Source organism: Bradyrhizobium sp. Rc3b (assembly GCF_900114915.1).
Classification (GTDB): Bacteria; Pseudomonadota; Alphaproteobacteria; order Rhizobiales; family Xanthobacteraceae; genus Bradyrhizobium.
The window spans coordinates 260,956-287,026 of sequence record NZ_FOUS01000007.1; the positions used below are offsets into that span (position 1 = coordinate 260,956).

The 26,071-nt window shown below is 64.9% G+C and carries 25 protein-coding genes; 14 read left to right on the forward strand and 11 right to left on the reverse strand.

The window, feature by feature from the left end; genetic code table 11:
• Entirely contained in the window at positions 1-465 is a 465-nt protein-coding gene (gene rplM, locus BM190_RS18345) for a 50S ribosomal protein L13 (RefSeq protein WP_011087726.1), read from the reverse strand.
• A gap of 158 nt (positions 466-623) precedes the next feature.
• Positions 624-1,052, reverse strand: coding sequence for a PaaI family thioesterase (locus tag BM190_RS18350; RefSeq protein ID WP_018320094.1), 429 nt, complete (start codon positions 1,050-1,052; stop codon positions 624-626).
• 85 nt (positions 1,053-1,137) lie between these two features.
• Here BM190_RS18350 and BM190_RS18355 point away from each other — a divergent pair, with 85 nt between their 5' ends.
• The 4 genes from BM190_RS18355 to BM190_RS18370 all read left to right on the forward strand — a co-directional run bounded on the left by BM190_RS18355 (position 1,138) and on the right by BM190_RS18370 (position 4,637).
• Positions 1,138-1,962, forward strand: a complete 825-nt coding sequence (locus BM190_RS18355) for an enoyl-CoA hydratase (protein ID WP_092257401.1) — start codon at positions 1,138-1,140, stop codon at positions 1,960-1,962.
• A 108-nt stretch (positions 1,963-2,070) separates the two neighbouring features.
• On the forward strand, positions 2,071-2,655 hold the full coding sequence (locus tag BM190_RS18360; RefSeq protein WP_092257779.1) for a CoA-binding protein: 585 nt from the start codon (positions 2,071-2,073) through the stop codon (positions 2,653-2,655).
• 149 nt (positions 2,656-2,804) lie between these two features.
• Positions 2,805-4,085 (forward strand): O-acetylhomoserine aminocarboxypropyltransferase, encoded by a 1,281-nt coding sequence (locus BM190_RS18365; protein ID WP_092257404.1) that lies wholly within the window; start codon positions 2,805-2,807, stop codon positions 4,083-4,085.
• A gap of 207 nt (positions 4,086-4,292) precedes the next feature.
• The gene (locus BM190_RS18370) at positions 4,293-4,637 is read left to right on the forward strand and encodes a hypothetical protein (RefSeq protein ID WP_092257781.1); all 345 of its coding nucleotides are present in this window, start codon (positions 4,293-4,295) and stop codon (positions 4,635-4,637) included.
• On the opposite strand, the gene BM190_RS18375 is transcribed toward BM190_RS18370, so the two are convergent.
• Entirely contained in the window at positions 4,638-5,720 is a 1,083-nt protein-coding gene (locus tag BM190_RS18375; RefSeq protein WP_092257407.1) for a COX15/CtaA family protein, read from the reverse strand. It abuts the gene before it with no gap.
• Between the two features lie 97 nt (positions 5,721-5,817).
• Here BM190_RS18375 and BM190_RS18380 point away from each other — a divergent pair, with 97 nt between their 5' ends.
• Entirely contained in the window at positions 5,818-6,039 is a 222-nt protein-coding gene (locus BM190_RS18380; RefSeq protein WP_018320088.1) for a DUF2842 domain-containing protein, read from the forward strand.
• Here BM190_RS18380 and BM190_RS18385 read toward each other — a convergent pair.
• The gene (locus BM190_RS18385; RefSeq protein WP_092257410.1) at positions 6,023-7,066 is read right to left on the reverse strand and encodes a polysaccharide deacetylase family protein; all 1,044 of its coding nucleotides are present in this window, start codon (positions 7,064-7,066) and stop codon (positions 6,023-6,025) included. The two genes, BM190_RS18380 and BM190_RS18385, sit on opposite strands and share 17 nt — an antisense overlap.
• A gap of 127 nt (positions 7,067-7,193) precedes the next feature.
• Between BM190_RS18385 and BM190_RS18390 the strand changes: the two genes are divergently transcribed.
• The gene (locus BM190_RS18390) at positions 7,194-8,375 is read left to right on the forward strand and encodes a GNAT family N-acetyltransferase (protein WP_092257412.1); all 1,182 of its coding nucleotides are present in this window, start codon (positions 7,194-7,196) and stop codon (positions 8,373-8,375) included.
• A 170-nt stretch (positions 8,376-8,545) separates the two neighbouring features.
• Here the strand turns inward: BM190_RS18390 and BM190_RS18395 are convergent, their stop codons facing one another.
• A complete protein-coding gene (locus BM190_RS18395; RefSeq protein WP_092257414.1) occupies positions 8,546-10,870 on the reverse strand; it encodes a GumC family protein in 2,325 nt (774 codons plus the stop codon).
• A 205-nt stretch (positions 10,871-11,075) separates the two neighbouring features.
• Between BM190_RS18395 and BM190_RS18400 the strand changes: the two genes are divergently transcribed.
• The 3 genes from BM190_RS18400 to BM190_RS18410 all read left to right on the forward strand — a co-directional run bounded on the left by BM190_RS18400 (position 11,076) and on the right by BM190_RS18410 (position 15,301).
• Positions 11,076-12,209, forward strand: a complete 1,134-nt coding sequence (locus BM190_RS18400) for a glycosyltransferase family 4 protein (protein ID WP_092257417.1) — start codon at positions 11,076-11,078, stop codon at positions 12,207-12,209.
• A 120-nt stretch (positions 12,210-12,329) separates the two neighbouring features.
• Positions 12,330-13,877: an undecaprenyl-phosphate glucose phosphotransferase gene (locus BM190_RS18405; protein ID WP_177237148.1), complete on the forward strand. Its 1,548-nt coding sequence runs from the start codon at positions 12,330-12,332 to the stop codon at positions 13,875-13,877.
• 173 nt (positions 13,878-14,050) lie between these two features.
• A complete protein-coding gene (locus BM190_RS18410; protein ID WP_177237149.1) occupies positions 14,051-15,301 on the forward strand; it encodes an O-antigen ligase family protein in 1,251 nt (416 codons plus the stop codon).
• Here the strand turns inward: BM190_RS18410 and BM190_RS18415 are convergent.
• Positions 15,276-15,746, reverse strand: coding sequence for a MarR family transcriptional regulator (locus BM190_RS18415; protein ID WP_177237160.1), 471 nt, complete (start codon positions 15,744-15,746; stop codon positions 15,276-15,278). The genes BM190_RS18410 and BM190_RS18415 overlap by 26 nt on opposite strands.
• A 147-nt stretch (positions 15,747-15,893) precedes the next feature.
• Here BM190_RS18415 and BM190_RS18420 point away from each other — a divergent pair, with 147 nt between their 5' ends.
• Entirely contained in the window at positions 15,894-17,090 is a 1,197-nt protein-coding gene (locus BM190_RS18420) for an FAD-dependent monooxygenase (protein ID WP_092257430.1), read from the forward strand.
• A 113-nt stretch (positions 17,091-17,203) separates the two neighbouring features.
• On the opposite strand, the gene BM190_RS18425 is transcribed toward BM190_RS18420, so the two are convergent.
• Genes BM190_RS18425 through BM190_RS18435 form a run of 3 tightly spaced genes read right to left on the reverse strand, consistent with a single transcriptional unit; the run spans position 17,204 to position 19,980 of the window.
• Positions 17,204-18,382: a saccharopine dehydrogenase family protein gene (locus BM190_RS18425; protein WP_092257433.1), complete on the reverse strand. Its 1,179-nt coding sequence runs from the start codon at positions 18,380-18,382 to the stop codon at positions 17,204-17,206.
• Positions 18,383-18,391: 9 nt separating this feature from the next.
• Complete coding sequence (locus BM190_RS18430; RefSeq protein ID WP_092257436.1) at positions 18,392-19,174, reverse strand: DUF169 domain-containing protein; 783 nt, start codon at positions 19,172-19,174, stop codon at positions 18,392-18,394.
• 56 nt (positions 19,175-19,230) lie between these two features.
• Complete coding sequence (locus BM190_RS18435; protein WP_244550676.1) at positions 19,231-19,980, reverse strand: YdcF family protein; 750 nt, start codon at positions 19,978-19,980, stop codon at positions 19,231-19,233.
• Positions 19,981-20,163: 183 nt separating this feature from the next.
• On the opposite strand from BM190_RS18435, the gene BM190_RS18440 reads away from it, so the two are divergent.
• The 3 genes from BM190_RS18440 (at position 20,164) to BM190_RS18450 (ending at position 22,046) form a co-directional block, all read left to right on the forward strand.
• Complete coding sequence (locus tag BM190_RS18440) at positions 20,164-21,105, forward strand: acetamidase/formamidase family protein (protein WP_092257439.1); 942 nt, start codon at positions 20,164-20,166, stop codon at positions 21,103-21,105.
• Positions 21,106-21,305: 200 nt separating this feature from the next.
• Positions 21,306-21,503, forward strand: coding sequence for a hypothetical protein (locus BM190_RS18445; RefSeq protein ID WP_007603456.1), 198 nt, complete (start codon positions 21,306-21,308; stop codon positions 21,501-21,503).
• A gap of 72 nt (positions 21,504-21,575) precedes the next feature.
• A complete protein-coding gene (locus BM190_RS18450) occupies positions 21,576-22,046 on the forward strand; it encodes a GcrA family cell cycle regulator (protein ID WP_092257442.1) in 471 nt (156 codons plus the stop codon).
• Between the two features lie 318 nt (positions 22,047-22,364).
• Here BM190_RS18450 and BM190_RS18455 read toward each other — a convergent pair whose 3' ends face one another.
• Positions 22,365-23,921, reverse strand: coding sequence for a porin (locus tag BM190_RS18455; RefSeq protein WP_092257785.1), 1,557 nt, complete (start codon positions 23,919-23,921; stop codon positions 22,365-22,367).
• A 400-nt stretch (positions 23,922-24,321) separates the two neighbouring features.
• Here BM190_RS18455 and BM190_RS18460 point away from each other — a divergent pair, with 400 nt between their 5' ends.
• The gene (locus BM190_RS18460; RefSeq protein ID WP_026202299.1) at positions 24,322-24,828 is read left to right on the forward strand and encodes a MarR family winged helix-turn-helix transcriptional regulator; all 507 of its coding nucleotides are present in this window, start codon (positions 24,322-24,324) and stop codon (positions 24,826-24,828) included.
• An 18-nt stretch (positions 24,829-24,846) separates the two neighbouring features.
• Here BM190_RS18460 and BM190_RS18465 read toward each other — a convergent pair whose 3' ends face one another.
• Positions 24,847-25,962, reverse strand: a complete 1,116-nt coding sequence (locus BM190_RS18465; protein WP_092257444.1) for an alpha/beta hydrolase family protein — start codon at positions 25,960-25,962, stop codon at positions 24,847-24,849.
• Positions 25,963-26,071: the final 109 nt, after the last annotated feature.

The window sequence follows — 26,071 nt, forward strand, 5'->3', positions numbered from 1 at the left end:
TTATGCGGCCCTCGTGTTCTTGCGGTTCAACTTGGCGATGTCGATCTTCTCGGGCTGCTGCGCCTCGTGCGGATGATCGGCGCCGCCGTAGACACGGAGGTTGCCCATCTGCACGCGACCGAGCGGGCCACGCGGGATCATGCGCTCGACGGCCTTCTCGAGCACGCGCTCGGGATGCTTGCCCTCGAGGATCTGGCGCGCGGTGCGCTCCTTGACGTGGCCGACATAGCCGGTGTGCTTGTAATAGGTCTTCTGCTCGCGCTTGCGCCCCGTGAGGACCGCATGCTGCGCATTGATGATGATGACGTTGTCGCCGCAATCAACGTGCGGGGTGTAGGTCGGGAGGTGCTTGCCGCGCAGGCGCATGGCGACGATGGTGGCGAGGCGGCCGACGACCAGACCCTTGGCGTCGATCAGCACCCACTTCTTCGTCACCTCAGCCGGCTTTGCCGAAAAGGTTTTCATGTCAGAGTTTCCGTGGACGGGGAGCATCGGCGCGAACACCGCGCCGGACTGCGCGGTTTTCTAGAGAAGAGACGCACAACGGTCAATGCCCATGGACCGAAATTAGCATCGCAATATCAACGACTTAAAAATATGGTGCTATATTACCTGCAAAAAGCTCAAACATTTGGAATGGAATAGGTCGAGGTGACATGGGCGATCGGATCGGGCGAGCTGCCGGACAGCAGTTTCACCTCCCCGACCGCCAGCCGCTTGCCGAGCTTGAGCAGCCGCGCCTCCGCCAGCACGTCCTGACCGGGCTGCCCCTTGCGCAGGAAGTTGATGTTGAGATTGGTGGTGACAGCGAGCCCGACCGGCCCGATCGCGGACAGCAGCACCACGTACATCGCGAAATCGGCCAGCGCCATTAGCGTCGGGCCGGACACGGTTCCGCCCGGCCGCAGCATCCTTTCACTGTAGCGCTGGCGCAAAAGGCAGGTCTGGCCGTCCGCGCTTTCTATCGTGATGTCGTCGCCGCTGAAGGCCTGGGGAAACTCGTGACGGAGGAACTGCTCGACCTCTGCCACGCTCATTTTCGCTGACGCCATGCTGTTCCCCACCCTCGCTTCGCTTGCCCTGTTACATTAAGTTATCTGCGTCATTCAAATGCAATAATCCAACGGAAACGCTTCGATGTCCGCCCAGGCTGCCCGCGCCCCCTCCCCGCAACCGCCGATCCTGCTGCGCGAGACCGTAGGCCCGATCGCCGTGCTGACGCTGAACCGCCCCGCCGCGCGCAACAGCCTGTCGGCGGCGATGATCGCCAGCCTGCATGCGGAGCTCAACGAGATCCGCGATGACAAGGCCGTCCGCGGCGTCGTGATCGCTGCCAACGGTCCTGCCTTCTCCGCCGGCCACGACATGAAGGAGCTGACCGCGCGCCGCACTGACCCCGATCGCGGCCGCGCCTTCTTTGCCGAGATGATGACCGCCTGCAGCGCGATGATGCAGGCGATCGTGCACCTGCCAAAGCCTGTGGTCGCTGCCGTCCAGGGCATCGCGACCGCGGCCGGCTGCCAGCTCGTGGCAAGCTGCGATCTCGCCATCGCCTCGGAGGCAGCACACTTCGCCACGCCCGGCGTCGACATCGGCCTGTTCTGCTCAACACCAATGGTGGCACTGTCGCGCAACGTGCCGCGCAAGCAGGCGATGGAGATGTTGCTGACGGGCGAGCCCATCCCGGCGACCCGCGCCCGCGAGATCGGCCTCATCAACCGCGTGGTGCCCGCCGGCACTGAACGCGACGCCGCGATCGAGCTCGCGCAACAGGTCGCGCTGAAATCCGCCTACACCGTCAAGCTCGGCAAGGAAGCATTCTACCGCCAGGCCGAGATGAGCCTTGCGGATGCCTATCGCTATGCCGCAGAGGTGATGACCGAGAACATGATGGCGCGCGACGCCGAGGAAGGCATCGGCGCCTTCATCGAGAAGCGCACGCCGACATGGCGGGATGAGTAGCTATATTTCTTACACCGTCATTCCGGGGCGATGCGAAGCATCGAACCCGGAATCTCGAGATTCCGGGTCGGCTCTTCGAGCCGCCCGGAATGACGAATGAAGGATCACATGAACCACGACGCCTATTCCGACAATTACATCCGCGCCATCCTCAACACCGTGAAGTCGATCGCGATGGTCGGCGCCTCGCCGGTCAACGTGCGACCGAGCTATTTCGCGTTCAAATATCTGGCGCAGCGCGGCTACGACATGATCCCGGTCAATCCCGGCCATGTCGGCAAGGAGCTGCTCGCCAAACCCTTTATCGCCTCGCTCTCCGACATCGGCCGTCCCATCGACATGATCGACATCTTCCGCAATTCCAGCCACATCATGCCTGTCGTCGAAGAGGCGCTCACGCTCGACCCGCTGCCGAAGGTGATCTGGATGCAGCTCGGCGCGCGCGATGACGTAGCGGCGGCGAAGGCGGAATCGGTCGGTATCAAGGTGGTGATGAATCGCTGCCCCAAGATCGAATATGGCCGCCTGTCATCCGAGATCTCCTGGATGGGCGTGAATTCGCGCACGCTCAGCTCCAAGCGCGCGCCGGCACCGACGCAAGGCATGCGGCTATCCCTCAATCGGATGAGTGTCGGCGGCGGCGACACTGCGGCCTCCGATCGCGCGGCCAAAAACAAGACCGAGCAAAGCTGACGCAATTGCGAGGGATTCATTTTGCCAACGCGACAATGCGTAGCAAGATCATTCCCAAATGGTCTTGACGTGAAGCGGCGCCTTGACGGCGAGCGCGGCGCCCATCAGCATGCCGCGCGATTTCAGACCAAGAGAACAGGACGCCCTCAATGAGCGATCGCCTTCCGGGATTTTCAACCCTCGCCGTGCATGCCGGTGCACAGCCCGACCCCACCACCGGTGCGCGCGCGACGCCGATTTATCAAACGACCTCGTTCGTGTTCAACGATGCCGACCACGCCGCCTCGCTGTTCGGTCTGCAGGCGTTCGGCAACATTTATACCCGTATCGGCAATCCCACCAACGCCGTGCTGGAAGAGCGCGTCGCCGCGCTCGAAGGCGGCACGGCCGCACTTGCGGTGGCCTCGGGCCATGCCGCGCAGGTCGTGGTGTTGCAGCAATTGATGCAGCCCGGCGACGAGTTCATCGCTGCGCGAAAACTCTATGGCGGCTCGATCAACCAGTTCACGCACGCCTTCAAGAGCTTCGGCTGGAACGTGGTGTGGGCCGATCCCGACGACGTCGCGAGCTTCGAGCGCGCGGTGACGCCGCGCACCAAAGCGATCTTCATCGAGTCCATTGCCAATCCCGCCGGCAGCATCACCGACATCGAGGCAATCTCGACGGTGGCCCGGAAGGCGGGCGTGCCGCTGATCGTCGACAACACGCTGGCCTCGCCCTACCTGATCCGTCCGATCGACCACGGCGCCGACATCGTCGTGCACTCGCTGACGAAGTTTCTGGGCGGTCACGGCAATTCGCTCGGCGGCATCATCGTCGATGCCGGCACCTTCGACTGGTCGACCGGCGGCAAATATCCGATGCTGTCGGAGCCGCGACCGGAATATCACGGCATCCGGCTGCAGGAGACCTTTGGCAATTTCGCCTTCGCGATCGCCTGCCGCGTGCTGGGCTTGCGCGACCTCGGCCCCGCGCTGTCGCCGTTCAACGCCTTCATGATCCTGACCGGCATCGAGACGCTGCCGCTGCGCATGCAGAAGCAATGCGACAATGCCAAGGCGATCGCCGAATTCCTCGCCGGCCATCCGGCGGTGGCGTCGGTCAGCTATGCCGGCCTTGCGAGCGACAAGTACAACCAGCTCGCGCGCAAATACGCGCCGCGGGGCGCAGGCGCCGTGTTCACCTTCAGCCTGAAGGGCGGCTATGACGCCGGCGTCAGCCTGGTGTCGAAACTGCAGCTGTTCTCGCACTTGGCCAATGTCGGCGACACCCGCTCACTGGTGATCCACCCGGCCTCGACCACGCACAGCCAGCTCGACGACGCCGCCAAGGTGAAGTCCGGCGCCGGCCCCGACGTGGTGCGGCTCTCGATCGGCATCGAGGACAAGGAAGACCTGATCGCCGATCTGGAACAGGCGCTGGGGGCGTAGTCACCGCCGTCATTCCGGGGCGCGCGGCAGCGCGAGCCCGGAATCTCGACGTAGCATCAGACGTAGCATCATAATCTCTAGATTCCGGGTTCGGTGCTTTGCACCGCCCCGGAATGACGGTCGCTTTGGCGACCGTCAGTTAACGATCATTAACCATATCTGCCCCATACATCGTCTTTGGATCGCCCCTTTGATTCGGAGCCGACGATGCTGCGCTGGATGGTGCCTGCCCTTGCGGCGATGCTGACGGTTTCAGCCGCCGTTGCCGCCGACTTGCCGGCCACGCCGAAGCGGCGGGCCGCAGTTCCACCGCAGGAGCCGCCGCAGGTCTATGTCGATACCGATCCGGATGCGCTGATCTCGCCGGCCTATGGCGTCGGCAGCTACATCCGTAACCTGCCGGGCACACCGCTGCTGCCGGGCTCGCACACCCTGCCGGGCTATTATGGCCGCCCCTGGAGCTACGACTATCAGGGTGCGTATTACGGTGGGAAGCAGGCCGATTATTTCTGGCGCCTGCCCTATTCGTGCGGCATCTACGGCTATTGCTGATCAGCCGGGCTGGCCAACTGGAACCGCGCGCGGCTGCGCCTCCGCAGGTCGCCGCGAAGCGAGCCGCTCCACCTGCATCACCGCAAGCGTCAGCACGACGATTGCGACCGCCTGGTGAGACAGCGCGAGATCAATCGGCACCTGGTTGAGCAGCGTGAGAATGCCGAGCACCGCCTGCAGGCTCACCGCCGCGAGCAGCCAGAGCGCGCCGCTTGCCGCTGCACCTGCGCGCGAGCGCACCGCGTCGACCGCGTGGAGCGCGGCCAGCGCGAACAGCGCATAGGCGGTCATGCGGTGCTCGAACTGCACCGTCAGCACATTGTCGAACATGTTGCGCCACCACGGCGTCTCGAACCACAGCCGCTCGGCCGAGGGAATGAACGCGCCGTCGATCTGCGGCCAGGTGTTGTAGGCGCGCCCCGCGCGCAGGCCCGCAACCAGTGCGCCGAAATAGATCTGCACGAACGTCACGACGAGCAGCAGCGCGCTCGTGAAGCGCAGCCGCGCCGGTGCTGCGATCTGCGGCCGCTCCTTGAGCCGCCGCACCGTCCAGACAATGCCAGCGAAGATCAGCAGCGCGAGCACGAGATGCGTCGCCAGCCGATATTGCGACACCTCGACCCGTCCCGTCAGGCCCGAGGCCACCATCCACCAGCCGACCGCGCCCTGGAGCCCGCCAAGCGCGAACAGCAGCCACAGCCTGCGCTTCAATTCACCGGACAGGCCACCGCGCCACAGGAAGAACAGGAACGGCAAGAGATAGGCGACGCCGATGAAACGACCGAGCAGCCGGTGGCTCCACTCCCACCAGAAGATCTGCTTGAACTCGGACAGGCTCATCCCCGCATTGAGCTCGCGATATTGCGGGATCTTCTTGTAGGCCTCGAACGCCTCGGTCCACTGCGCCTCCGACAGTGGCGGCACGCTGCCCGTGACCGGCTTCCATTCGACGATCGAAAGGCCGGATTCCGTCAGCCGCGTCGCGCCGCCGACCAGCACCATCAGCGCGATCAGTGCGGCGACCGAGATCAGCCACCAGCGCACGGCGCGATGCGGGTTGGTTGGGACAGAATTCGTCGTCATTTCAGAGGTTAAAACCAGGGCTTGAACCGGACTGCGTGCCCCTTATAGTCCCCCGCTCCCGCAGCGCAAGTTACGCGAAAGCCGCTAGTAGTCCGTCATGACGATCCGCACCCGCAAGTTCCTCGGCGCCATCCTGCTCCTCGTGCTGGCCACGGTCTGGGCCCTGCTCGGCATGGCGGCGGCGCAGATGCCGTGGATCGCCGAGTCCGGCTGGCGGCAGGCGATCTATTACGTGGTCGTGGGCATGGGCTGGGTGCTGCCGGCGATGCCGATCGTGAGCTGGATGCAGCGGCCTGATCGCGTCAAGTCTGGCTCGTAGCGGTCGGCCTCACCGGCGCAAACGCAACACCCGACACCAGTACGCGCAACATGCGCAGCGAGCGCACGCGGCCATCCCAGGAAATCCGCGGCAGCGCGCGCAGATTGGTCCGCCCCTCCGCGTCCACGATGCCCGGGATCGTCGACACCGCGCTGGCAAAGCCGGCCTCCTCCGCCATCACGACGTGGCTGCGCCGGAACGAGGTGCGGTCGCCGAACGGAAAGGCGAGATGCCTGACATCGCGGCCGAAAGCGGCTTCGGCAACGGCCCTGCCCATCGCCATCTCGCGCAGCGCCGCACTGTCCTTCATGTTGGCGAGAACGGGATAGTTCACGGTCGCGCTGCCGATCGTGACGAGTGGATCGGCAGCCAGGTTCGCCAGATCCTCCCAATCCATCGACGCCTCGCGCGAGAGCGCGGCAAGATCAATGCGGTAGCGCGTACAGAGATCGGCGATCGCGGCCGATAGATCCGCCGGTGACAGCGAGTGCAGCCAGCTCTCGAGATGCGAGAACAGCGCCTGCTTCTCGGTATTGCCGGTGACGGTGAAGCGCTGCTCCCTCTCGCCCATCATCAGGCTGATGCGGCTCTCGCGCGCGATCACCTGTTCGAGCCCGAGCCACCAGGCCTGCCCGACACCATCGGGAAACGCGGTGGGCACGTAGACCGTGAAGGGCACGGCGTGATGCGTCAGCACCGGATAGGCGAAGTCGATGAGATCCTTGTTGGCACCATCGAAGGACAGCGCCACGAAACGCCGTTTCTCCGGCAGTGTCACCGCGCGCCGGCAGACCTCGTCCATGCCGAGAAAATCGTAGTTCCAGCGCTTCAACGCGCGAATGGCACGGTCGAGAAATTGCGGCGTGATCTCGTTCGCGCACAGCGGCTGAAACCCGCCGCCCCGCCGTGGCCGCACCCGCGCAAAGCGCAGGATGGCGCCGGCACCTCGGCTGCGCAGCGCGGCCTGGCCGGTGAACCAGGCCAGCTCGAGGCGCAGCCGTTCCAGCCATCTGTCGTCGGATGCCAAGATCCCACCTTCGCGCCCCCAGGGCGCCGTTCCCTCTCCATTGTCCTTACCCTTTGTTGACATTTCTTTGCAAAGGTCGGCCACAGGCCGAATTACGTCTATTTTGATTTCTCGACAGGTTTCGCGAATGACCATGGCTGCGGCGATGCAAAGCCGGACGGCAGAAGCGCCAGCGCGGTCGAAAGCGAGCCGTATCGCGCATGTCGATATCGTCACCGATCTCGGCGCCGCCGAGGCGGTCTGGCGCGCCTTCGAGGAGCCCGGCCATCTCTTCACGCCCTATCAGCGGTTTGATCTGCTGAGCCCCTGGCAGCGACTGGTCGGCGAGCGCGAGGGCGCGCGGCCCTTCGTCGTGATCGGTCGCGACGCCGATCGCAAGCCGGTGCTGCTGCTGCCGCTCTCGCTGCGCCAGAGCCACGGCGTGCGCACGGCCGCTTTCATGGGCGGCAAGCACACGACCTTCAACATGGGCCTGTGGGATGCCGCGTGCGCCGCACAGACCAGCGCCGCCGATCTCGAAGAACTGCTGGCGCCGCTGCGCGAACATGCCGACGTGCTCGCGCTGACACAGCAACCGCTGCGCTGGCGCGACCGGCCGAACCCGTTTGCGCTGCTGCCGCGACAGAGCGCGATCAACGGCTGCCCGCAGCTGGTGATGGAGCCCGGCGGCCCGCCGCCATCGCGGATCAGCAATTCGTTCCGCCGCCGCCTCAAGAGCAAGGAAAAGAAGCTCCAGCACCTCGCCGGCTATCGCTATCATCTGGCGACGTCCGATGCCGACGTCACCCGCCTGCTCGACTGGTTCTTCCGCGTCAAGCCGGCGCGGATGGCCGAACAGAAGCTCCCGAACGTCTTCGCCGAGCCCGGGGTCGAACAGTTCATCCGCAGCGCCTGCCTCGCGCCGCGCGGCGAAGGCCGCGTCATCGACATCCACGCGCTCGAATGCGACGACGAGGTGATCGCGATCTATGCCGGCGTCGCCGACGGCCAGCGCTTCTCGATGATGTTCAACACCTACACGATGTCCGAGCACGCACGCTACAGCCCCGGCCTGATCCTGATGCGCTACATCATCGATCGCTACGGCGAGCGCGGCTACCGCTCCCTCGACCTCGGCATCGGTTCGGACGACTACAAGCGGATGTTCTGCAAGGACGACGAAGATATCTTCGACAGTTTTGTTCCGCTGACCTCCCGCGGAAAACTCGCAGCGATGGCGATGTCATCTCTCAGCCACGGCAAGCGGCTGGTGAAGCAGAACCAGATGCTGTTTGATCTGGCCAGACGGCTGCGGCAGGCGTTCGGGTAAGAATTCACAGCTCGCAAGCTGCCCTGCTCCTGCAAGGCAAGTATCGTAGGGTGGGCAAAGCGAAGCGTGCCCACGTCTTTTGTTACCGTATCGGACAGGCCGTGGGCACGGCGCAAGTGCGCCTTTGCCCACCCTACGATTTCGCGTGTGCGGAGAGAGAAAGAAGAAGCCTACGCCGCCACCACGCGGGGCGCATCCACCGCACCCGAAGCCTGCACCGGCTTGCTCAACATCGTCACCTCGCTGAAGCCGACCGCCCTCAGCTGCTCGCACATCAGCGTACGCGCATCCGCCGTCATCGACGCATCGGGCACCACGACGGCGCGGGCATGCGCCGTCAGCAGCTCGGCCGGAAGGTCGGAGGCGCTGCCGGCGTCGATCAGCACGTGATCATAGGCGCGCAGCAGCGCGTCGATGGCGAGCGTCACCCGCGGCGATTGCAGCACGCTGCGGTCGAAGCCGGGACGGCCGGCCATGACGAGATGCAACCGCGACAGCTTGTCCCGGGTGATGATTTGCGCGAACGACGCCTCGCCCTGCATCAGCTCGGCAAGGCCGGGCGCCGAAGCATCGACCGACACCGCGGCAATCGTCGGCGAGGACGCGGCGAGATCGACCACGACGACGCGCGCCTCGCGCGCCAGATGCCGGGCGAGCGTCAGCGTCGACAGCGTAATGGCTTCGCCGGAAGCGGTGCCGAGCACCGTGATCTTCCTCGCCGCCGCGCCCGCGGCGCGCAGGCTGCCGGCCAGATTCTCGATCTCGGTGAATTCGGTGACCTCGGCATCATCGGTCATCTCCGGCTGAAGCGGCGCGGTCTCCGCCATGACCGGATCGGCGATCGGCTCGACCTCGGGCCGGACAACTGGCTGGACGACAGGTTGGACGACCGGTTCCTGGCGCAGCGGTGCCTGCGTTTGCACCGGGCCGAACGCGGCCACCGTGCGCGGCGCGGTCTGGCGCAACAGCTCGCCGGTGACGACGACGCCGGACGAGAGCAGCAGCGTCGCGATCGTCGCGATCAGCACGATCGGCAGCTTCTTCGGATAGGCCGGCGTGTTCGAGACGATGGCGCGCGAGATGATGCGGCCGTCGGTCGGCGCCGTGTCGATGGTCTCGCGGGTATTGGCCTCGCGGTACTTGGCGAGATAAGTCTCGAGCAGATCGCGCTGCGCCTTGGCCTCGCGCTCCAGCGCGCGGAGCTGGACGTCCTGGCCGTTGGTCGAGGTCGCCTGCTTCTTGAGCTGCTCGAGGCTCACGGTCAGGCCATCGACCCGGCCGCCGGCGATGCGCGCGTCGCTTTCCAGCGAGCGGGAGATCTTGGCCGCCTCGTCGCGGATTTGATTGTCGAGATCGCCAAGCTGCGCCTTCAGCTCCTTGATCCGGGGGTGATTGCCAAGCAGTGTCGACGACTGCTCGGCGAGCTGCGCACGCAGCGTGACGCGCTGCTCGGACAACCGCCGCATCAACTCGGAGTTCACGACCTCGGAGGCCTCGATCGGCTTGCCGCTCTGGAGCATCTCGCGGATCAGGCGCGCCTTGGATTCCGCATCTGCCTTCAGCGCGCGCGCATTGTTGAGCTGGGTGTTGACCTCGCCCATCTGCTGGTTCGACAGCGTGGTGTTGTTGGTGCCGACGAACAGGCTCGACTTGGAGCGGAAGTCCTCGACCCTGGCCTCGGCGTCGGAGACCTTCTTGCGCAGGCTCTCGATCTCGCCGGCGAGCCACTGGCTGGCGTTCTTGGCCTGCTCCTGGCGCGCGCCCTGCTGGAGCACGAGGTAGCCGTCGGCGATCGAATTGGCGACGCGCGCTGCAAGGTCCGGATCGGCGGACTGGAATTCGACCACGATCACGCGCGACTTGTCGACGGCGTAGGCCTGGAGACGATCGTAATAGGCATCGAGCACGCGCTCTTCCGGCGTCATCGAGAACGGATCGCGGCCGATACCGATCATCGCGGCCAGCGACTTCAGCGGCGAGATGCCTTGCAGCACGGGATCGAATTCGGGGCGTTCGGCGAGCTTGTTCTTCTTGATGATCTCCCGCGCCAGATCGCGCGACAGCACCAGCTGCACCTGGCTGGTGACGGCCTCGGCGTCGAGCGCCTGCCGCTCCTCGGTGCGGTCGCTGCTCGGACGCAGGAACACGTTCTCGCGGCCATCGATCAGGATGCGCGCTTCGGACTTGTAGCGCGGCGTGACGAGATTGACGACGGCAACGGAGGCGACGAGCGCCAGCACCGTCGGCACGATGATCCAGCCGCGCTTGCGCGCCAATGCCGCGCCGAGCGCGTGCAGATCGATATCGCCGGATTCGACTTGTGCCTGCTTGGTGACGATCGGCGTAGGCTTTGCTTCAAGCCTGACTTCAGCCTTGGCCTCGACTTTGGTCTCAGGCTTGGTCTCAGCCTTGGGCGCGACTTCGGGTTTGGCCTTTGAGACGGCTCGCGCAACCACGGCCTTGTCCTTGCCGGCACGCCAGAACGCTAAACGCATCGAACACTCCCGCAGGGGCAACGCCACTAAGCTACCTCAACCGTGGCGATTACACTCCATTAAGGTTGCCGCTGGGTTAATCGCGGCATGCGGCGACGTGCGCAGGCGCACTCGTCACCGTTTGTTAACCACGAGGCCCCTTAATCCGTCTCGATATTTTCCTCGGAATTGTTCGGCATTCGCCGTCGCGCGCTGGTTTTGATTCATGCCCCCCTCTCCTGACCGGCCGCTTCGTATCCTGCACGCCGTGCGTGCTCCGGTCGGGGGCATTTTCCGCCACATCCTCGACGTCGCCAACGGCCAGGTCGATCGCGGCCACCATGTCGGCATTCTCGCCGACAGTCTCACCGGCGGCGAGCGCGCCGACAAGGCCCTTGCCGAGCTCGCGCCGCGGCTGAAGCTCGGCGTGCACCGGCTCGCGATCCGCCGCGAGCCGTCGCCGGACGATGTCCTGGTCTGGCTTCGCATGCGGCGCCTGATCGCCACGCTCAAGCCCGACGTCATGCACGGCCACGGTGCCAAGGCCGGCGCCTTCATCCGCATGCGGCGACGCTCCGACGACACCATCCGCATCTACACGCCGCATGGCGGCTCGCTGCACTATCCCCTCAACACCTTCAAGGGTGAGTTTTACGCGCGGCTGGAGCGGACGCTGATGGACGCGACCGATCTGTTCCTGTTCGAGAGCGCGTTCGCCCGCGACACCTATCAACGCATCGTCGGCACGCCCAAGGGCGTGGTGCATTGCGTCTTCAATGGCGTCACGCCCGAGGAATTCGAGCCCGTCGTGACCACCGACGATGCCACCGACCTCGCCTATGTCGGCGAGTTCAGGCACATCAAGGGCGCCGATCTCCTGGTCGATGCCGTGGCGCGCCTGCACGAGGGCGGCAAGAAGGTCACGCTGACGCTCGGCGGCGACGGCGAGGAAACCGCGGCGCTGAAGGCGCAGGTCGAGAAGCTCGGCCTCACCCATGCGATCCGCTTCATCGGTCACGTCAAGGCGCGCTACGGCTTCTCCAAGGGGCGGCTGCTGGTCGTCCCCTCGCGCGGCGATTCCATGCCCTATGTCGTGATCGAGGCCGGCGCGGCCGGCATTCCCATGATCGCTTCCCGCATCGGCGGCATTCCCGAGATCTTCGGCTCCGACAGTCCGGCCCTGTTCGCGCCGAGCAATTCCGAGGCCATGGCCGAGGCGATTGCCGCGGCGCTCGATGATCCCCAGACCACCGCGCAGCGCGCCGTGTCCTTGCGCGAACGCATCTCGGCGCATTTCTCGCAAGCCGCCATGGTCGACGGCGTGATCGCCGGCTATCGCGACGCATTTGCCAATCATTAACCATCCTTAAGCCCGCTTTAGAAAATCTTCCGATTTGTTCGATAATCGAAGGACCAGGGGATGCCGCCCGGGGCGCCAACGCTATTGGCCCGCGGGTGCTTGAAATGGACGTGGAAGCCCGTGGAACCGCTCAACGCACGCTCGATGCTCGATGCCGCGACCAGCGCCGCGGCCAAGCCCGCTGACCAACCCTTCGTGGAGCGCCGCCGCCGGCTCTCACCCGCAGCCCTCGACGTCGTCAACCAGAAGGTCGCCCGCGCCTATTCGCCGATCGTGATCGCCGGTTTCGTGCGCGTGGCCGACTTCGCGCTGCTCAGCCTCGTCGGTATCGCGCTCTATGTCGGCTATGTCATGCCGCTCTCCGGCTTCAGCTGGGTCTATCCCGCGGAAGTCATCGCCGTATCGATCGCCGCCGTGGTCTGCTTCCAGGCCGCCGACATCTATCAAGTGCAGCTGTTCCGCGGTCAGCTCCGGCAGATGACACGGATGATCTCGTCCTGGTCGTTCGTCTTCCTGCTGTTCATCGGCATCTCCTTCTTCGCCAAATACGGCAGCGAAATCTCGCGGCTGTGGCTTGCCGCCTTTTACTTCCTCGGTCTCGCCGCGCTGCTCGCCGAACGCCTGGTGCTGCGCTCGCTGGTGCGCGGCTGGGCGCGCCAGGGCCGGCTCGACCGCCGCACCATCATCGTCGGCTCCGACAGCAATGGCGAGCAGCTGGTCGAAGCGCTGAAGGCGCAGGAGGATTCCGACATCCACGTGCTCGGCGTGTTCGACGACCGCAACGACAGCCGCGCGCTCGACACCTGCGCCGGCGCGCGCAAGCTCGGCAAGGTCGACGACATCGTCGAATTCGCCCGCCGCACCCGTGTCGATCTCGTGCTGTTCGCGCTGCCGATCTCGGCGGAAACGCGCATCCTGGAAATGCTGAAGAAGCTCTGGGTGCTGCCGGTCGACATCCGCCTCTCCGCGCACACCAACAAGCTGCGCTTCCGGCCCCGCTCCTATTCCTATCTCGGCGAGGTGCCGACGCTCGACGTGTTCGAGGCGCCGATCACCGACTGGGATCTGGTGATGAAATGGCTGTTCGACCGCGTCGTCGGCAGCCTCGCGCTGCTCGCGGCCCTGCCGGTGATGGGCCTGGTGGCGCTGGCGGTGAAGCTCGACAGCCCCGGTCCGGCGCTGTTTCGCCAGAAGCGCTTCGGCTTCAACAACGAGCGCATCGACGTCTACAAGTTCCGGTCGATGTACCATCATCAGGCCGATCCGACCGCCTCCAAGGTCGTGACCAAGAACGATCCGCGCGTCACCCGCGTCGGCCGCTTCATCCGCAAAACCAGCCTCGACGAGCTGCCGCAGCTCTTCAACGTGGTGTTCTCCGGCAATCTCTCCCTGGTCGGCCCCCGCCCGCATGCCGTGCAGGGCAAGCTGCAGAGCCGGCTGTTCGACGAAGCCGTCGACGGCTATTTCGCCCGCCACCGCGTCAAGCCGGGCATCACCGGCTGGGCCCAGATCAATGGCTGGCGCGGCGAGATCGACAACGAAGAGAAGATCCAGAAGCGCGTCGAGTTCGACCTCTATTACATCGAGAACTGGTCGGTGCTGTTCGACCTCTACATTCTCCTGAAGACGCCGATCTCGCTGCTGACCAAGAACGAGAACGCGTATTGAGCTTCCGTCATGCCCCGGCTTGTGCGCGCTTGCGCACTGGAACGGGGCATCCAGTACGCCGCAGCGGCAGCTGTTTTGCGCAATGGCCGCCACGGCGTACTGGATCGCCCGGTCGAGCCGGGCGATGACAGCGGAATTTGTGACGACGAGTTGCGTAAGCGTATGAGCATGTGATGGCGTATGCGGCGACAGCCGATGGAGTGAACGTAGCCGTGCCGGCTGCGCCGGGCGTGCTGGCCCTACAGCGCGCACTGGTGTGGCTGGTCGGCGCCTCCGGCGCGGTCGTCTTCATCGAGCCGAGCCCCTACGAGATCATGACGCTGCTCGCGGCCGTCACGTTCTTCGCCACCGGCCTGCGGCTGCGGCTCGCGCTGATGCCGCTGGTGCTGATGCTGGTCCTGCTCAATGTCGGCTACACGATCAGCGCGATCCCGCTGTTCGAGCAGTCCGAGGTGGTGAGCTGGATCGCGACCTCCTGGTACATGGCGGTGACCGTGGTGTTTTTCGCCATGGTCACGTCCGAGGATACCGCAGCCCGGCTCGACATGCTCCGCCGAGGCCTCGTGGTCGGCGGAATGATCGCCTCGCTGCTGGCGGTCGCTGGCTATTTCCACCTGGTGCCCGGCGGCAACGACCTCCTCACGCTCTACGGCCGCGCGCGCGGCACGTTCAAGGACCCGAACGTGCTCGGCGCCTTCCTGATCCTGCCCGCGCTGTTTGCGCTGCAGAGCGTGGTTTCGGACAGACTGGGGAAGGCGTTCCGCAACGTCTTCGCCTTCGGCATCATGTCGCTGGCGATCCTGCTCGCCTTCTCACGCGCCGCCTGGGGCGGCCTGGTGCTGACCTCCGCCTTCATGCTGGCGCTGATGGTGCTGACCAGCCGCACCAACGCGCAGCGCTCGCGCATCATCATCATGGCGATCGTCGCCGCCGTGCTGGGGCTGGCGCTGATCGCGGTGCTGCTGTCGTTCGATTCCACCGCCGAGATGTTCAAGCAGCGCGCCAGCTTCGACCAGAGCTACGACGAGGGCCGCTTCGGCCGATTCGGCCGCCACATCCTCGGTGCGGAAATGGCGCTCGACCTGCCGTTCGGCATCGGCCCCCTGCAATTCCACCGCTTCTTCCCCGAGGACACCCACAATTCCTATCTCAACGCCTTCATGTCCGGCGGCTGGCTCTCCGGCGTGTGTTATCCCGCGCTGGTCTTCACCACCGTCATCATAGGCTTCCGGCACATCTTCGTCCCGGTGCCCTGGCAACGTGCTTATCTCGCAGTGTTCGCCGCCTTCGTCGGCACCGTCGGCGAGAGCTTCGTGATCGACACCGACCACTGGCGGCACTTCTGGATGATGCTGGGCGCGATGTGGGGCATGATCGCGGCCGCGCAGATCTACAAGATCAGGGACGACGCTTCGTCAACTTGAGAGCCGGACGCTTTTCCGGTGGCGTGTCGAGCAGGCCCTTCAGCGCCTCGGTCGCCGCGAGCACGCCCTTGTAGCCTTCGTTGGCGAAACGCAGCAGCAGCCGCAATTCCTCGTCGGAATAGCCGCCGAATACCTTCTCCATCGCCTGCTGCATCGGCACGTAGAATTGGCCGATCTTCATCGCCGCGTCCGGCACGACGGCGATGAAGACCTTGCGGCGGTCTTCCTCATCCCGCTCACGGCGCACCAGCCCGGCCTTTTCGAGCCGGTCGACCACGCCGGTGATGGCGCCCGTCGTGAGGCCCGTGACCTCGGCGAGCCTCCCTGCGGTGACGCGTCCCTCGAGATACAGGATGTCCATGCATTCGAGATCGGAATTGGCAATTCCGGCAACGTTGGCAACGGTTTGGCCATAGAGCACGCCCTGCGCCGACGACCGGCGCATCGCCTCCTCGAGCTCCTGCAGCAGCGCGTTGCGCGCCTTCGTCCTTGACAAGGCCGACCTCATCTCTTAGGCGATATATATCTTAGTCACTAAGATATTTAGCGACCGTAATTCCTCCTAGCACCGCGGAAACGTCGGGAGCAAGCCATGTCCTATCGACCCCGCAAGGCCCTGATCATCGGCGCCGGCATTGCCGGCCCCGTGGCCGCGATCCTGCTGCGCCGCGCCGGCATCGAGTCCGCGATCTACGAGGCCTGGCCCTATTCCAAGGGCATCGGCGGCGGGCTGCAGATCGCGCCGAACGGCATGCATGTGCTGGACGAGATCGGGCTGGCGAATGAATTGATCAGCCGAGGCTCGATCGCCGAATCCTTCGACTTCTATTCGCAGGGCGGCGCGAGGCTCGGCTCGATCAACCGCGACATGGAGCGGCGCTTCGGGCAGCCCGCGGTGAACGTCTGCCGCGCCACGCTGAACGAGATCCTGATCGACAAGGCCTGGTGCGCCTGCGTTTCGCTCTATTTCGAGAAGCGCTTGATCAAGATCGAGGACCGCGGCGACCAGCCGATCATCGCCTATTTCGCCGACGGCACCACGGCCGAGGGTGACTTCCTGATCGGCGCCGACGGCGTGCACTCGATCACACGTCGACAGGTGGTGCCGGACGGACCGCAACCCTTCAACACCGGACTGATCGGCTTCGGCGGCTTCGTGCCGCACGCCGCCCTCGACGGCAGGCCGATCGGCCGGCACGTCGAGACCACGTTCGGCCAGAGCGGCTTCTTCGGCTATGGCTATTGCAGCCCCGATCCCACGGACGGCGTGATGTGGTGGAGCACGCAGCCCGCGCAGGGCATGGACGCGGCGATGTTCCGCGCGCTCGACCCGTCGACGCTGAAGCAGCATCTGCGCGGCTTCCACCGCGGCTGGCACGACCCGATCCCTGATATCATCGAGGCCGCCGAGAACATCGTCGTCACCGACACGCTCGACGTCGCGACCCTGCCGACCTGGTCGCGCAAGCGCTCGCTGCTGATCGGCGATGCCGCGCACGCGACCAGCCCTCACGCCGGCCAGGGCGCCTCGCTGGCGCTGGAGGACGCGATGCGGCTTGCCCGCCTGATGCAGGAGGGCCAGGAGCTCGGCGCCACCTTTAGGGCATTCGAGGCGGAGCGCCGCCCGCGCACCGAGAAGATCGTCGCCATGGCGCGCCGCAACGGCAACAGCAAGCGCGAATTCAGCGCCGGCGGCGCGTGGATCAGGAATCAGATGATCAAATTGTTGTTGCCGTTGGGATCAAAGAACATGGATTTCATGTACGCATATGACGCGCGGGCAGCGTAGCGGCACGAACGCTGCCGTAGGGTGGGCAAAGGCGCAAAGCGCCGTGCCCACGATCTCGTCCTAATCGCGACAATGGTGGGCACGCTTCGCTTTGCCCACCCTACGGCACCGAGCTAGCTCTCCACGGTGAACGTCAGCCCCGCATTGTCCCGCAGCCGCTTGATCAGCTTGTGCTGCATCGCTGCGCCCGGGGTCCAGAACCCGGCCGGAACGTCCCCCGCGTCGCGGAGCAGGCAGATCGCGCATTCGGAGATCATCTTCGAGGTCGAACCATAGCCGGGATCGCGGTCGCCGGTGACGCCGGCGCGGACCTGGCGGCCGTCCGGCGCGATCGCGACATAAAGCAAATTGAAGAGTCCGTTCTCGCGCTCTTCCTTCGACGGCCCCTCGCCCGGCTTCGGCGCGTTCGGGCCGGTCTTCTCGGCATTGACCGCCATCACGCGCTTGGCGTTGGCCTCGCCCTTCTCGCCGGGACCGGTCAGAACCATCTCGTCGTAGACGAAGTCCTGGCCGTAGGGAAAGCCCATCAGCATGTTGGAGCGATGGACGTTGCGCGTGTTGATCAGTGCCATCATGAACGGCGCGGCCCAGGATTGCAGATCCTCCTCGTAGGCCGCTCTGTTGCCTTTCGGCTGCTTCGGACCGGTAAATCCGGGCGTCAACGCAAAATGGTCGTTGAGAATGGCGACGAGGCTGAGATCCTTGGCGACAGCATCGAAGGTCGCTTTCGCGCTCGCCGCGGTGCCGCCCGACAGGGTGCCGCGCATGTCGCGCACGCGGCCCTTGACGCGCGCAGCCGGCGCACCGAACACGCGCCTGGCCTCTTCCTGCACGAAGAACGTGCCAAGCTCGAACGGCACGGAATCGTAGCCGCAGGAAAACACGATGCGCGCGCCGCTCGCCTTGGCCGCCGCATCGTACTTGTCGATCATCTGCCGCATCCAGACCGGCTCGCCGCAGAGATCGAAATAGTCTGTGCCCGCAGCGATGCAGGCCGCGAGCAGGTCCTCGCCATAGAATTGGTACGGACCGACCGTCGTGATCACCGATCTGGTCTGCGCCACCATCGCCTTCAGCGAGGGAGCGTTCGACGCATCCGCCACGATCAGCGGCGTATCCGCGGGCGCGCCGATCGCGTCACGCACCGATTTGAGCTTGTCGAGACTACGGCCCGCCATCGCCCATGTCAGCGCCTTGTCGTCCCTGTAATGTGCCGCCAGATACTCGGCGACGAGCTGGCCGGTGAAACCGGTCGCGCCGTAGACGACGATGTCGAATTTCGCAGAGCTCATGATCGGCCTTTACTTTTTCGCGTAACTTACGCCCATGCCGGCGCGGACGTCGCTTTGAATGCCATAGGGCGGGATCGGATAGCGCAGGCCGTTTTTGGCCAGCGCCTTCATGCCTTCAATTGCCTTGGCGAGATGCGAAGGCTTCAAGGCCATCAGCATCTCCTCGTCCGGCACGCCGCCATAGCGCCGTTCGGCATAGCATGGCAAGGACAGGCTGGGCTCCCCGGTCTTGAGCGCCCGGCCCCAGGAATCCGCGCAAGCCGTCTCGCCGACGACGCCCCATTCGAACTTCTTGTAGCCGGTATATTGCAGCCCGTTGATCAGGATGATCATCTGCCCGGGGGTCGCATAGACCAGGCAGATGTCCGGCGGATCGAGCCGTCCGCTCGCGAGCGGACTGACGGCAAGCGCCTCATAGTGTCCGAACGGAACCACGTCCAGCGCCTCCTGGCGCTTGCGCGCGTCCTCCGCGGTGCCGTGCCAGACCCCGACATAATTCTCGCCGGCGAGCCATTTGTCGTCCTGCGGCGCAAGGCCGATCACCGCGCGGCATTGCGCGCCGACAAGGTCATCGGCGGTGATGCCGACGGTCCAGCCCAGGCGCGCGGCCATGCTGACGATCTGGTCCGTGGTGTGGATCGCATTCGGCCGCCGGATTTTCGGGATCGCCTCCATCTCTGCCGCTTGCGCGAACAGCTTCATGCCGATCACTGTCGTCTTCAGCCGCAGCAGGCTGTTGAGATCGGCGACGAGGCCGCCAAGATCGATGCTGTCTGCACTCTGCTGTTGCATGGCTTCCTCCGGCCCGGCGATCGTGCGCCGTGTGTTCTTGTTTTACGGTTCTCGTTCTAGTCCTTGCCCGGTCCCGGAAGCAACTCGCCGGTCCGGCCCATCAGACGGTAGGCCACCAGGCCGATCCACTCGCGCACAGCAACTTCGGTTCGGCCCAGCCCGTCCGCGCCCATATTGGTGAAGGAGAAGAGATCGTCACGGCCGCCCATCCGCCAGTCCACGGGATAGGCCTCGACGTCAAATCCGGCCTTGCGGAAGATTCCCATCGAGCGCGGCATATGAAAGGCCGACGTCACCAGCAGCCAGCGCTCGCCCGGCTTCGGCGCCACCAACTCTTTCGTGAAGATCGCATTCTCCCAGGTGTTGCGGGAGCTGCGCTCCAGGATGAGGCGCTGCTTCGCAATGCCCAGATTTTCCAGGATCGGCGCGGAGTAGTCGGCTTCCCGCGCGTCGGTCGCGACCAGGTTCGCGGTCCCCCCGGTAAAGACGATGCGCGCATTCGGATAGCGGCGCGCGAGCTCGGCCGGCGCAAACAGACGATCGGCGGCGTGCGCGACCACGGGCGTGCGATGCGCCGCCGACAAATCGGTGTCGACCGAGCCGCCAAGCACGATGATGCCGTCGGGCGCGCCGCGCGAGGGGTCCCACGCCGGAAAGCGCGACTCCAGCGGATAGATCAGGAGGTTGCCGAGTGGCGAGAACGCCGCCAGCGCCAGCAGCACCAGCGTGGTCACCGCAAGCTTGCGGCCGAGCGCGGCAAAGCGCGTCGCCATCAGCACCAGCGACAGGATACCGAGCTCGACCATGAAGTTGATCGGCAGCAGCGCGGTGCCAAGCGTCTTGGAAAGCACGAAAAACAGGGGAGCCTCGCTGGAATGAACTGGCCGGTCCGCGGGGCTTGACCTGCCCGGCGATCTTCAGAAATCTTCTTGAAAGAGGATCGATCGCCGGGTCAAGCCCGGCCTGATGAAAGCGACCGGACGCGGCAAATGACCCATCACCACCTGCATTCCAGCCCCAAAACCTGCCATTGGGGCTTCTTCGAAGCCGCGCTCAAGCCCGTGCTGACGATCAAAAGCGGCGACGAGGTGACAGTCGACACCATCAGCGGCGGCCCCGACATGCTGCCCGATCGCGACAAGTTTCACATTCCGCCGGAGATGTTCGAGGTTCATGCCAATAACGAGCGCATGCTGCCCGGCCACATTCTCACCGGCCCGATCGCGGTCGAAGGCGCCCAGCCCGGCGACGTGCTCGCGGTCGAGATCCTCGATGTCCAGCTCCGGCAGGATTGGGGCTGGAACATGATCAAGCCGCTGTCCGGCACCCTGCCCGACGATTTCCACGAGACCCGCATCCTCAACATCCCGCTCGACCGGGCGCGGATGGTCGGCCGCATGCCGTGGGGCCTCGATCTGCCGCTGAAGCCGTTCTTCGGCGTGATGGGCGTGTCGCCGCCCCCTAGCTGGGGCCGCATCTCCTCGCTGATCCCGCGCGCCATGGGCGGCAATCTCGACAACAAGGAGCTCGGCGCCGGCGCGACGCTCTATTTGCCGGTGTTCGTGCCGGGCGCGATGTTCTCCTGCGGCGACGGCCACGGCGTGCAGGGCGACGGCGAGGTCTGCGTCACCGCGATCGAGACCGCGCTGCAGGGCCGCTTCCGACTGACGCTGCGCAAGGACCTGAAGTTCGACTATCCCCGCGCCGAGACGGCGACCCACTACATGACCATGGCGATGGATCCCGACCTCGACCAGTGCGTCGTGCGCGCGTTGCGCGACATGATCGCGCTGCTCGGCGAGACGCGAAACCTGTCGCGCGAGGATGCCTACACGCTGTGCAGCCTGGCGGCCGATCTGCGCGTAACCCAGACCGTCAACGGCGCCAAGGGCATCCACTGCATGATCGAAAAGGCGATCGTGCACGGCTGAGCCGGCCCGCTCCTCCCGACCTATCGACGCCACGCCGCCGCCGGGACTCTCGCGCGGCGCGCCTCGTCGCGTCTAATTTCCCGTGCGATTCCAACATGCTGAGCATCAAGCTCAGCCTGCATTTGACTTCCACCCCCGAACCTAAATAGAGTCTTAATCGTTACTTTTATGTACCCGAGTAAGAGGCTAGCGTTCGGGCCATGGCCACCGAAAAAGCCGAGACTGACCGTATTCCCGTAACCTTGGCGCTCTCGACCATCACCTATTTGGAGAAGCTGGTGAGACAGGGCACCCACGGCACCAGCGTTCCCGGCGTCGCACGTACCCTGATCGAGGAAGGCATCCGTCTCGCCATCAAGGACGGGCTTTTGTCGATTCGCGACAATGGCAGGACGTGAGCGCGCGCCGAACGTGAGGCGGACGGATCTCGGAAGGCGGATGGCTACATCTGCAACCTGGGACCGTGACACATGCCTGTTCTTTCACCCACCTGGACCGACGATCGCATCGAACTTCTGAAGCGGCATTTCGAGGCCGGCCTCTCCTGCCGCGAGATCGCCGCCGATATCGGCGTCAGCCGCAACGCGGTGATCGGCAAGCTGTCCCGCCTCAATCTCACGCGCGGCCGCACCATCGACGAGCGCAAGGTTCAGGACCGGCCGGCGCGGGCGCCGAGAGCCGTGCCGCGGCTGCAATATGAGATGCTCGCCACGATCTATGGCGACACCGACGCACCCGTGGCCACAGGTCCGATCGACGACGCCAATCGCTGCTCGCTGATGGAGCTGGCCGAGAACCGCTGCCGTTGGCCGATCTCGACGCCGGGCGCCGAGGATTTCTGCTTCTGCGGCAATGCCGCGCCCGACGCTCAGCCCTATTGCGCCGGCCACAGCCGCCTCGCCTACCGACCGAACGGACGCGCCCGCGTGATGCGCGGGTAGCATCTGTTTGACGCGCTTTCTTGACGCGAACCGGTATCCACTTCGCTCAAAAACGCTTGCCCCCAAAAACGAAAAACCTCCGGCGGGGCATCGCCGGAGGCTTCTGGAGGCTTAGCGTGAAGCTAAGAGCCGCAACTTTCGTATTTGGCTTGGAGATATATAGCTTAGTAACTCATGTAAGTAAATAAATCTGAGGCGATTGAATCGCATAGCTCGTCTTCGCCGTCTGCACGGACGGTTGGATTGCGAAAGATCTCCACAAACAAAAAGCCCCGGCGGTCTCCCGCCGGGGCCCTGTCGCATCGAGGGACGTCAAGCTCACCAGTTGCGCTGGGCGCGCAGCAGCATGCTGTAGGTGTCCTGGTCCTTCAGCTCGTAGGTCGCCGCCGGCTTGGCGACGCCCGTCAGTGCTCCGGTCGTGATCACACCCGAATACTTCTGGTCGAGATGGCTGTAGGTGAAGTCAGCCGAGAAGGTCAGGTTCTTCACCGGCGTCCAGCGGGTGATGACACCGACCTGGCCGATGTTGAAGTCCGGGTTGCAGGACCCGGTCAGGGTGGCGAACGCCGCGCTGCCACAGATCATGCTCTTCGCCGTGCCGCTGTAGTTGACCGCAGCCCACGCGCCGTACAGCGCCGTGTTCCAGTACGGGCTCCAGTTGTGGGTGAAGGCCCCCCGGAAGCCGTAGGTCTTGGTCAGCTCGAGCTGGCCGCCCGGTCCGAACACCGCGTCGGACACGCCGGCGAAGCCGATGCTCTGATAGGCGGCGTTCGAGCTGCCGAACATCGAGTAGCTGGTCGCGGCCAGCTCCTGGAAGTTGTAGCGGCTGGCGCCTTCGGTGTAGACGCCCGAGATGTTGATCACGTCGCCGGCGCCGGTCGGGATGTTCTTGATGCCCAACGCGAGCTGAACGGCCCAGCCCCATTTGTCTTCGGGATGACCGGTCACTTCGGTCGCACCGTAATAGGCGACATGGTTGTCGTGCGCGGCGACCGACGCCTGGAACAGGCCCCAGGCCTGGTCGACGCGAACCATGGCGACGAGGTCGGGCGAGCGGGTGCCGCCGAGGTCGTTGGAGCCGTAGGCACCGCCGAGAACGCCGGTGGTGGACATGCCCGCGGTGTTCCAGATGTTGGTCTGGAAAACCTGCGTCTGGTCCTGCGCCGAGAACGCGGCCGTCACACCCTGGCCGAAATCGGCGGTGTAGGTGAACTGGGTCACGCCGTTGGTGGTGCCGCTGCCGCCGACGAGCTGGTCGAAATTGTTGCCGGGATAGTTGATCCAGGGCGCGTCGAACTGCGACACGGCCTTACCCATGGTGAAGCCGGCGAACTGGACGAAGGCGTAGTAGACGCCGAGCGCGCCGCCGGAGAGATTGCCGTCGGTGCCGTTGATGTTGCCGCCGCTCGAGCCGGTAAGGCCGGTGCCGGCCGCGTTGAGGCCGATCGTGCCGCTGTACTGGGTCGCCCCCGTGCCCGAACCGGTCCCGCCATAGCTGCCGGTCGTCCAGGTGAAGACCGCGTCGAAATAGGTGCGGACCACGCCGTACTCGGTCGCGGTGCGCGTGTCGATGTTGAGGTCTTCACGAGCGCGCATCGAGTAGTAGTTGGTGAGGCGGTTGTTGGCCGCGAACACGCCGTTGTACTGGGCGCTGTAATTGCCGCCGGCGTTGAGCGCCACTTCGGCACGCACATAGCCGCCGAGCTTGATGCAGGTGTCGCTGCCCGGGATGTAGTAGAAGCCCGCGCCGTACAGCGTGCAGATCTTGACGTACTCGACTGCCTTGGCCTTGACCGGAAGATCGGCCGCCTGGGCTCCAGCGACGGCGATCAGACCCGCCGCAGTGCCGAGCAAAAGGCTCTTCACCACTTTCATCTCAAAAACCTCCAAGTTGCTCATTTTACGGAGACCGGACCGTGAGGCCCCCCAAGATCCCCGTCTCCATCAATCCGCTCGGCCGCTTTCGGACACACCCGCTTTCGACGCGAGCAACGTGAGCGAACCACCTGCAACGGGACGATCGAGAACCCCCCACCGTCAGGACCAATATGCCTGCGTCGTTCACTAATCAAAATACTTTATTAAGTCAGCTTTCCGGTTTTCGCTAAGCCTGTGCCCCGCGCGCAACACCGGGCCGGGCCAATCGCTGACCTGATCATCTTTGTAGTTTTAGTGACGAAATTACCCTGCCCTGCACTTGCGTCAGAGCAGGCTTGCGTGGACTATGGCCCTCCACGAACACCGGCCTGAACAATCGGTTCACGGGAGTGACGCTGTGTCCGCGACGAGGAAGGAAGGAGCGCGCCTGCGCTCGATCGGCAATCTGGATATCATCAGGCGCTTCACCTGGGAGATATCGTCGATCAACATGTATCTGGAGGAGCTGCGTCAGTTCTGGGCGAAGACGCTCGGCATCAGCGGCCCGCAATGGCTGATCCTGATGGCCATCTCCGATCTCGACAAGGACGACGGCATTCCGGTCAACGTCGTCTCCAAGCTCCTCCACGTCGATCCGTCTTTCGTCACCACCCAGTCCAAGCTGCTCGAAAAGAAGGGTCTGCTGCGCCGTCGCCCCTCGCCGACCGACGCCAGGGTGGTCCGGCTGTCACTGACCGACAAGACCCAGAAGCACATTGCAAGCCTCAATGAGCAGTACAAGACGATCCGCGAGTTCGTCTTCCAGGAGTTCGACGAGAACGAATTGACGGAATTCACCGGCAAGCTCGCGACGCTGAAGAACCGCCTCCAGAAAGCCTGCGTCCGGATCTCGCTCGACTTCTAGGGTCCTGGGGCCCCGCGCTCAGATCCGCCGCGCGGCGGTGCCGAGCCGCGATTCGAGCCAGTCGAAGATGTATTCGTTGGCAAGGCTCGGATTGTCTGCATGGGCCTGCGCCGCGCCGGTTTCGGCCGCGGTGAACACCTTCAGCATGACATCCGAGGTGGCGAGCCGGGAGCTCTCGACGATCTGACGCGCCCGATCGGCCTTGAGCCAGCCGTCCTCGCCGAGCGTGATCAGCACCGGACAGTCGGCGCTGGAGGCCATCAGCGGCGCATGCGGCACCGGCACGATGCTGACGTCGCTCATCGCAAATCGGCTGGCAAAGAAGGCCCGCTCGTGCAGGTCCCACAGGCCGCCGTCGCAGACGGCGGCGGCAAGCCGCGGCTCCTGCAACACCGCGCGCGCTACGAAGGACGAGCCCCAGCCGTCGGCGATGATCCCGACCCGGGCGAAATCGATGTCGCCGCGCGTCTCCAGATAGTCCATGACGCCGGGAATCGCGCTCTCGAGATCCCGGCGCCGCAACAGCGCGTCGAGATAGTCGTCGCGCTGGTCGCCGAACAGGTCGAGCGCCAGCATCGAGAATCCACGCTCGCGCGCATGCGGCACGAGCTTGAACAGGAATTCCTCCTTGCGATGGCCGGGCTCGCCGATGCAGATCACGGTCGGAGCCCGTCCGCTTCCCGACGGCGCGGGAAGGAAATAGCCCTGCAACGCATGTCCGTCGAGCCAGGGGATCGTCACGACTTCGCCGGCCGGGCCGCGCGCCGCGAGGTAGCGGCGGGCACATTCCTGCATCGCGAGCACCGCGACCCAGCGGCGCTCGTCGGCCGGGTCGAGCGGCATCGCCGCCGCACCGTAGTAGTTCATGGCGCGCAGCCAGTTGCGCTGCGCGCTCGCCATGTGGCCTTCCGCGAACGCGGCCTCTGCGCGCTGCCGATTGGCTTGCGCGAGCTTCTTCCACTCGCGATGCCATGACCGGTCGTCGCCGCGCTTCAGCTGCCGCGCGATCATCAGGCATTCGGCGATCGTGGCGCCGCCCTCCTGGGCCGCGGTCAAGAGCCGCGTAAATTCAGCGGAGATGTCCTCCCGCTCCGGGCAAAGGATCCAGTCGTCGGAGAGGCATGCGGGAATCATCGGAGCTACGCTCTATCATCGCGTTATCCCTGATTGACTAAACTATTCCAGTTTACCGACCAAGCAGCCGTGCACCGAATGAGAGCCGTTCGAGATCACCATCGCTTGA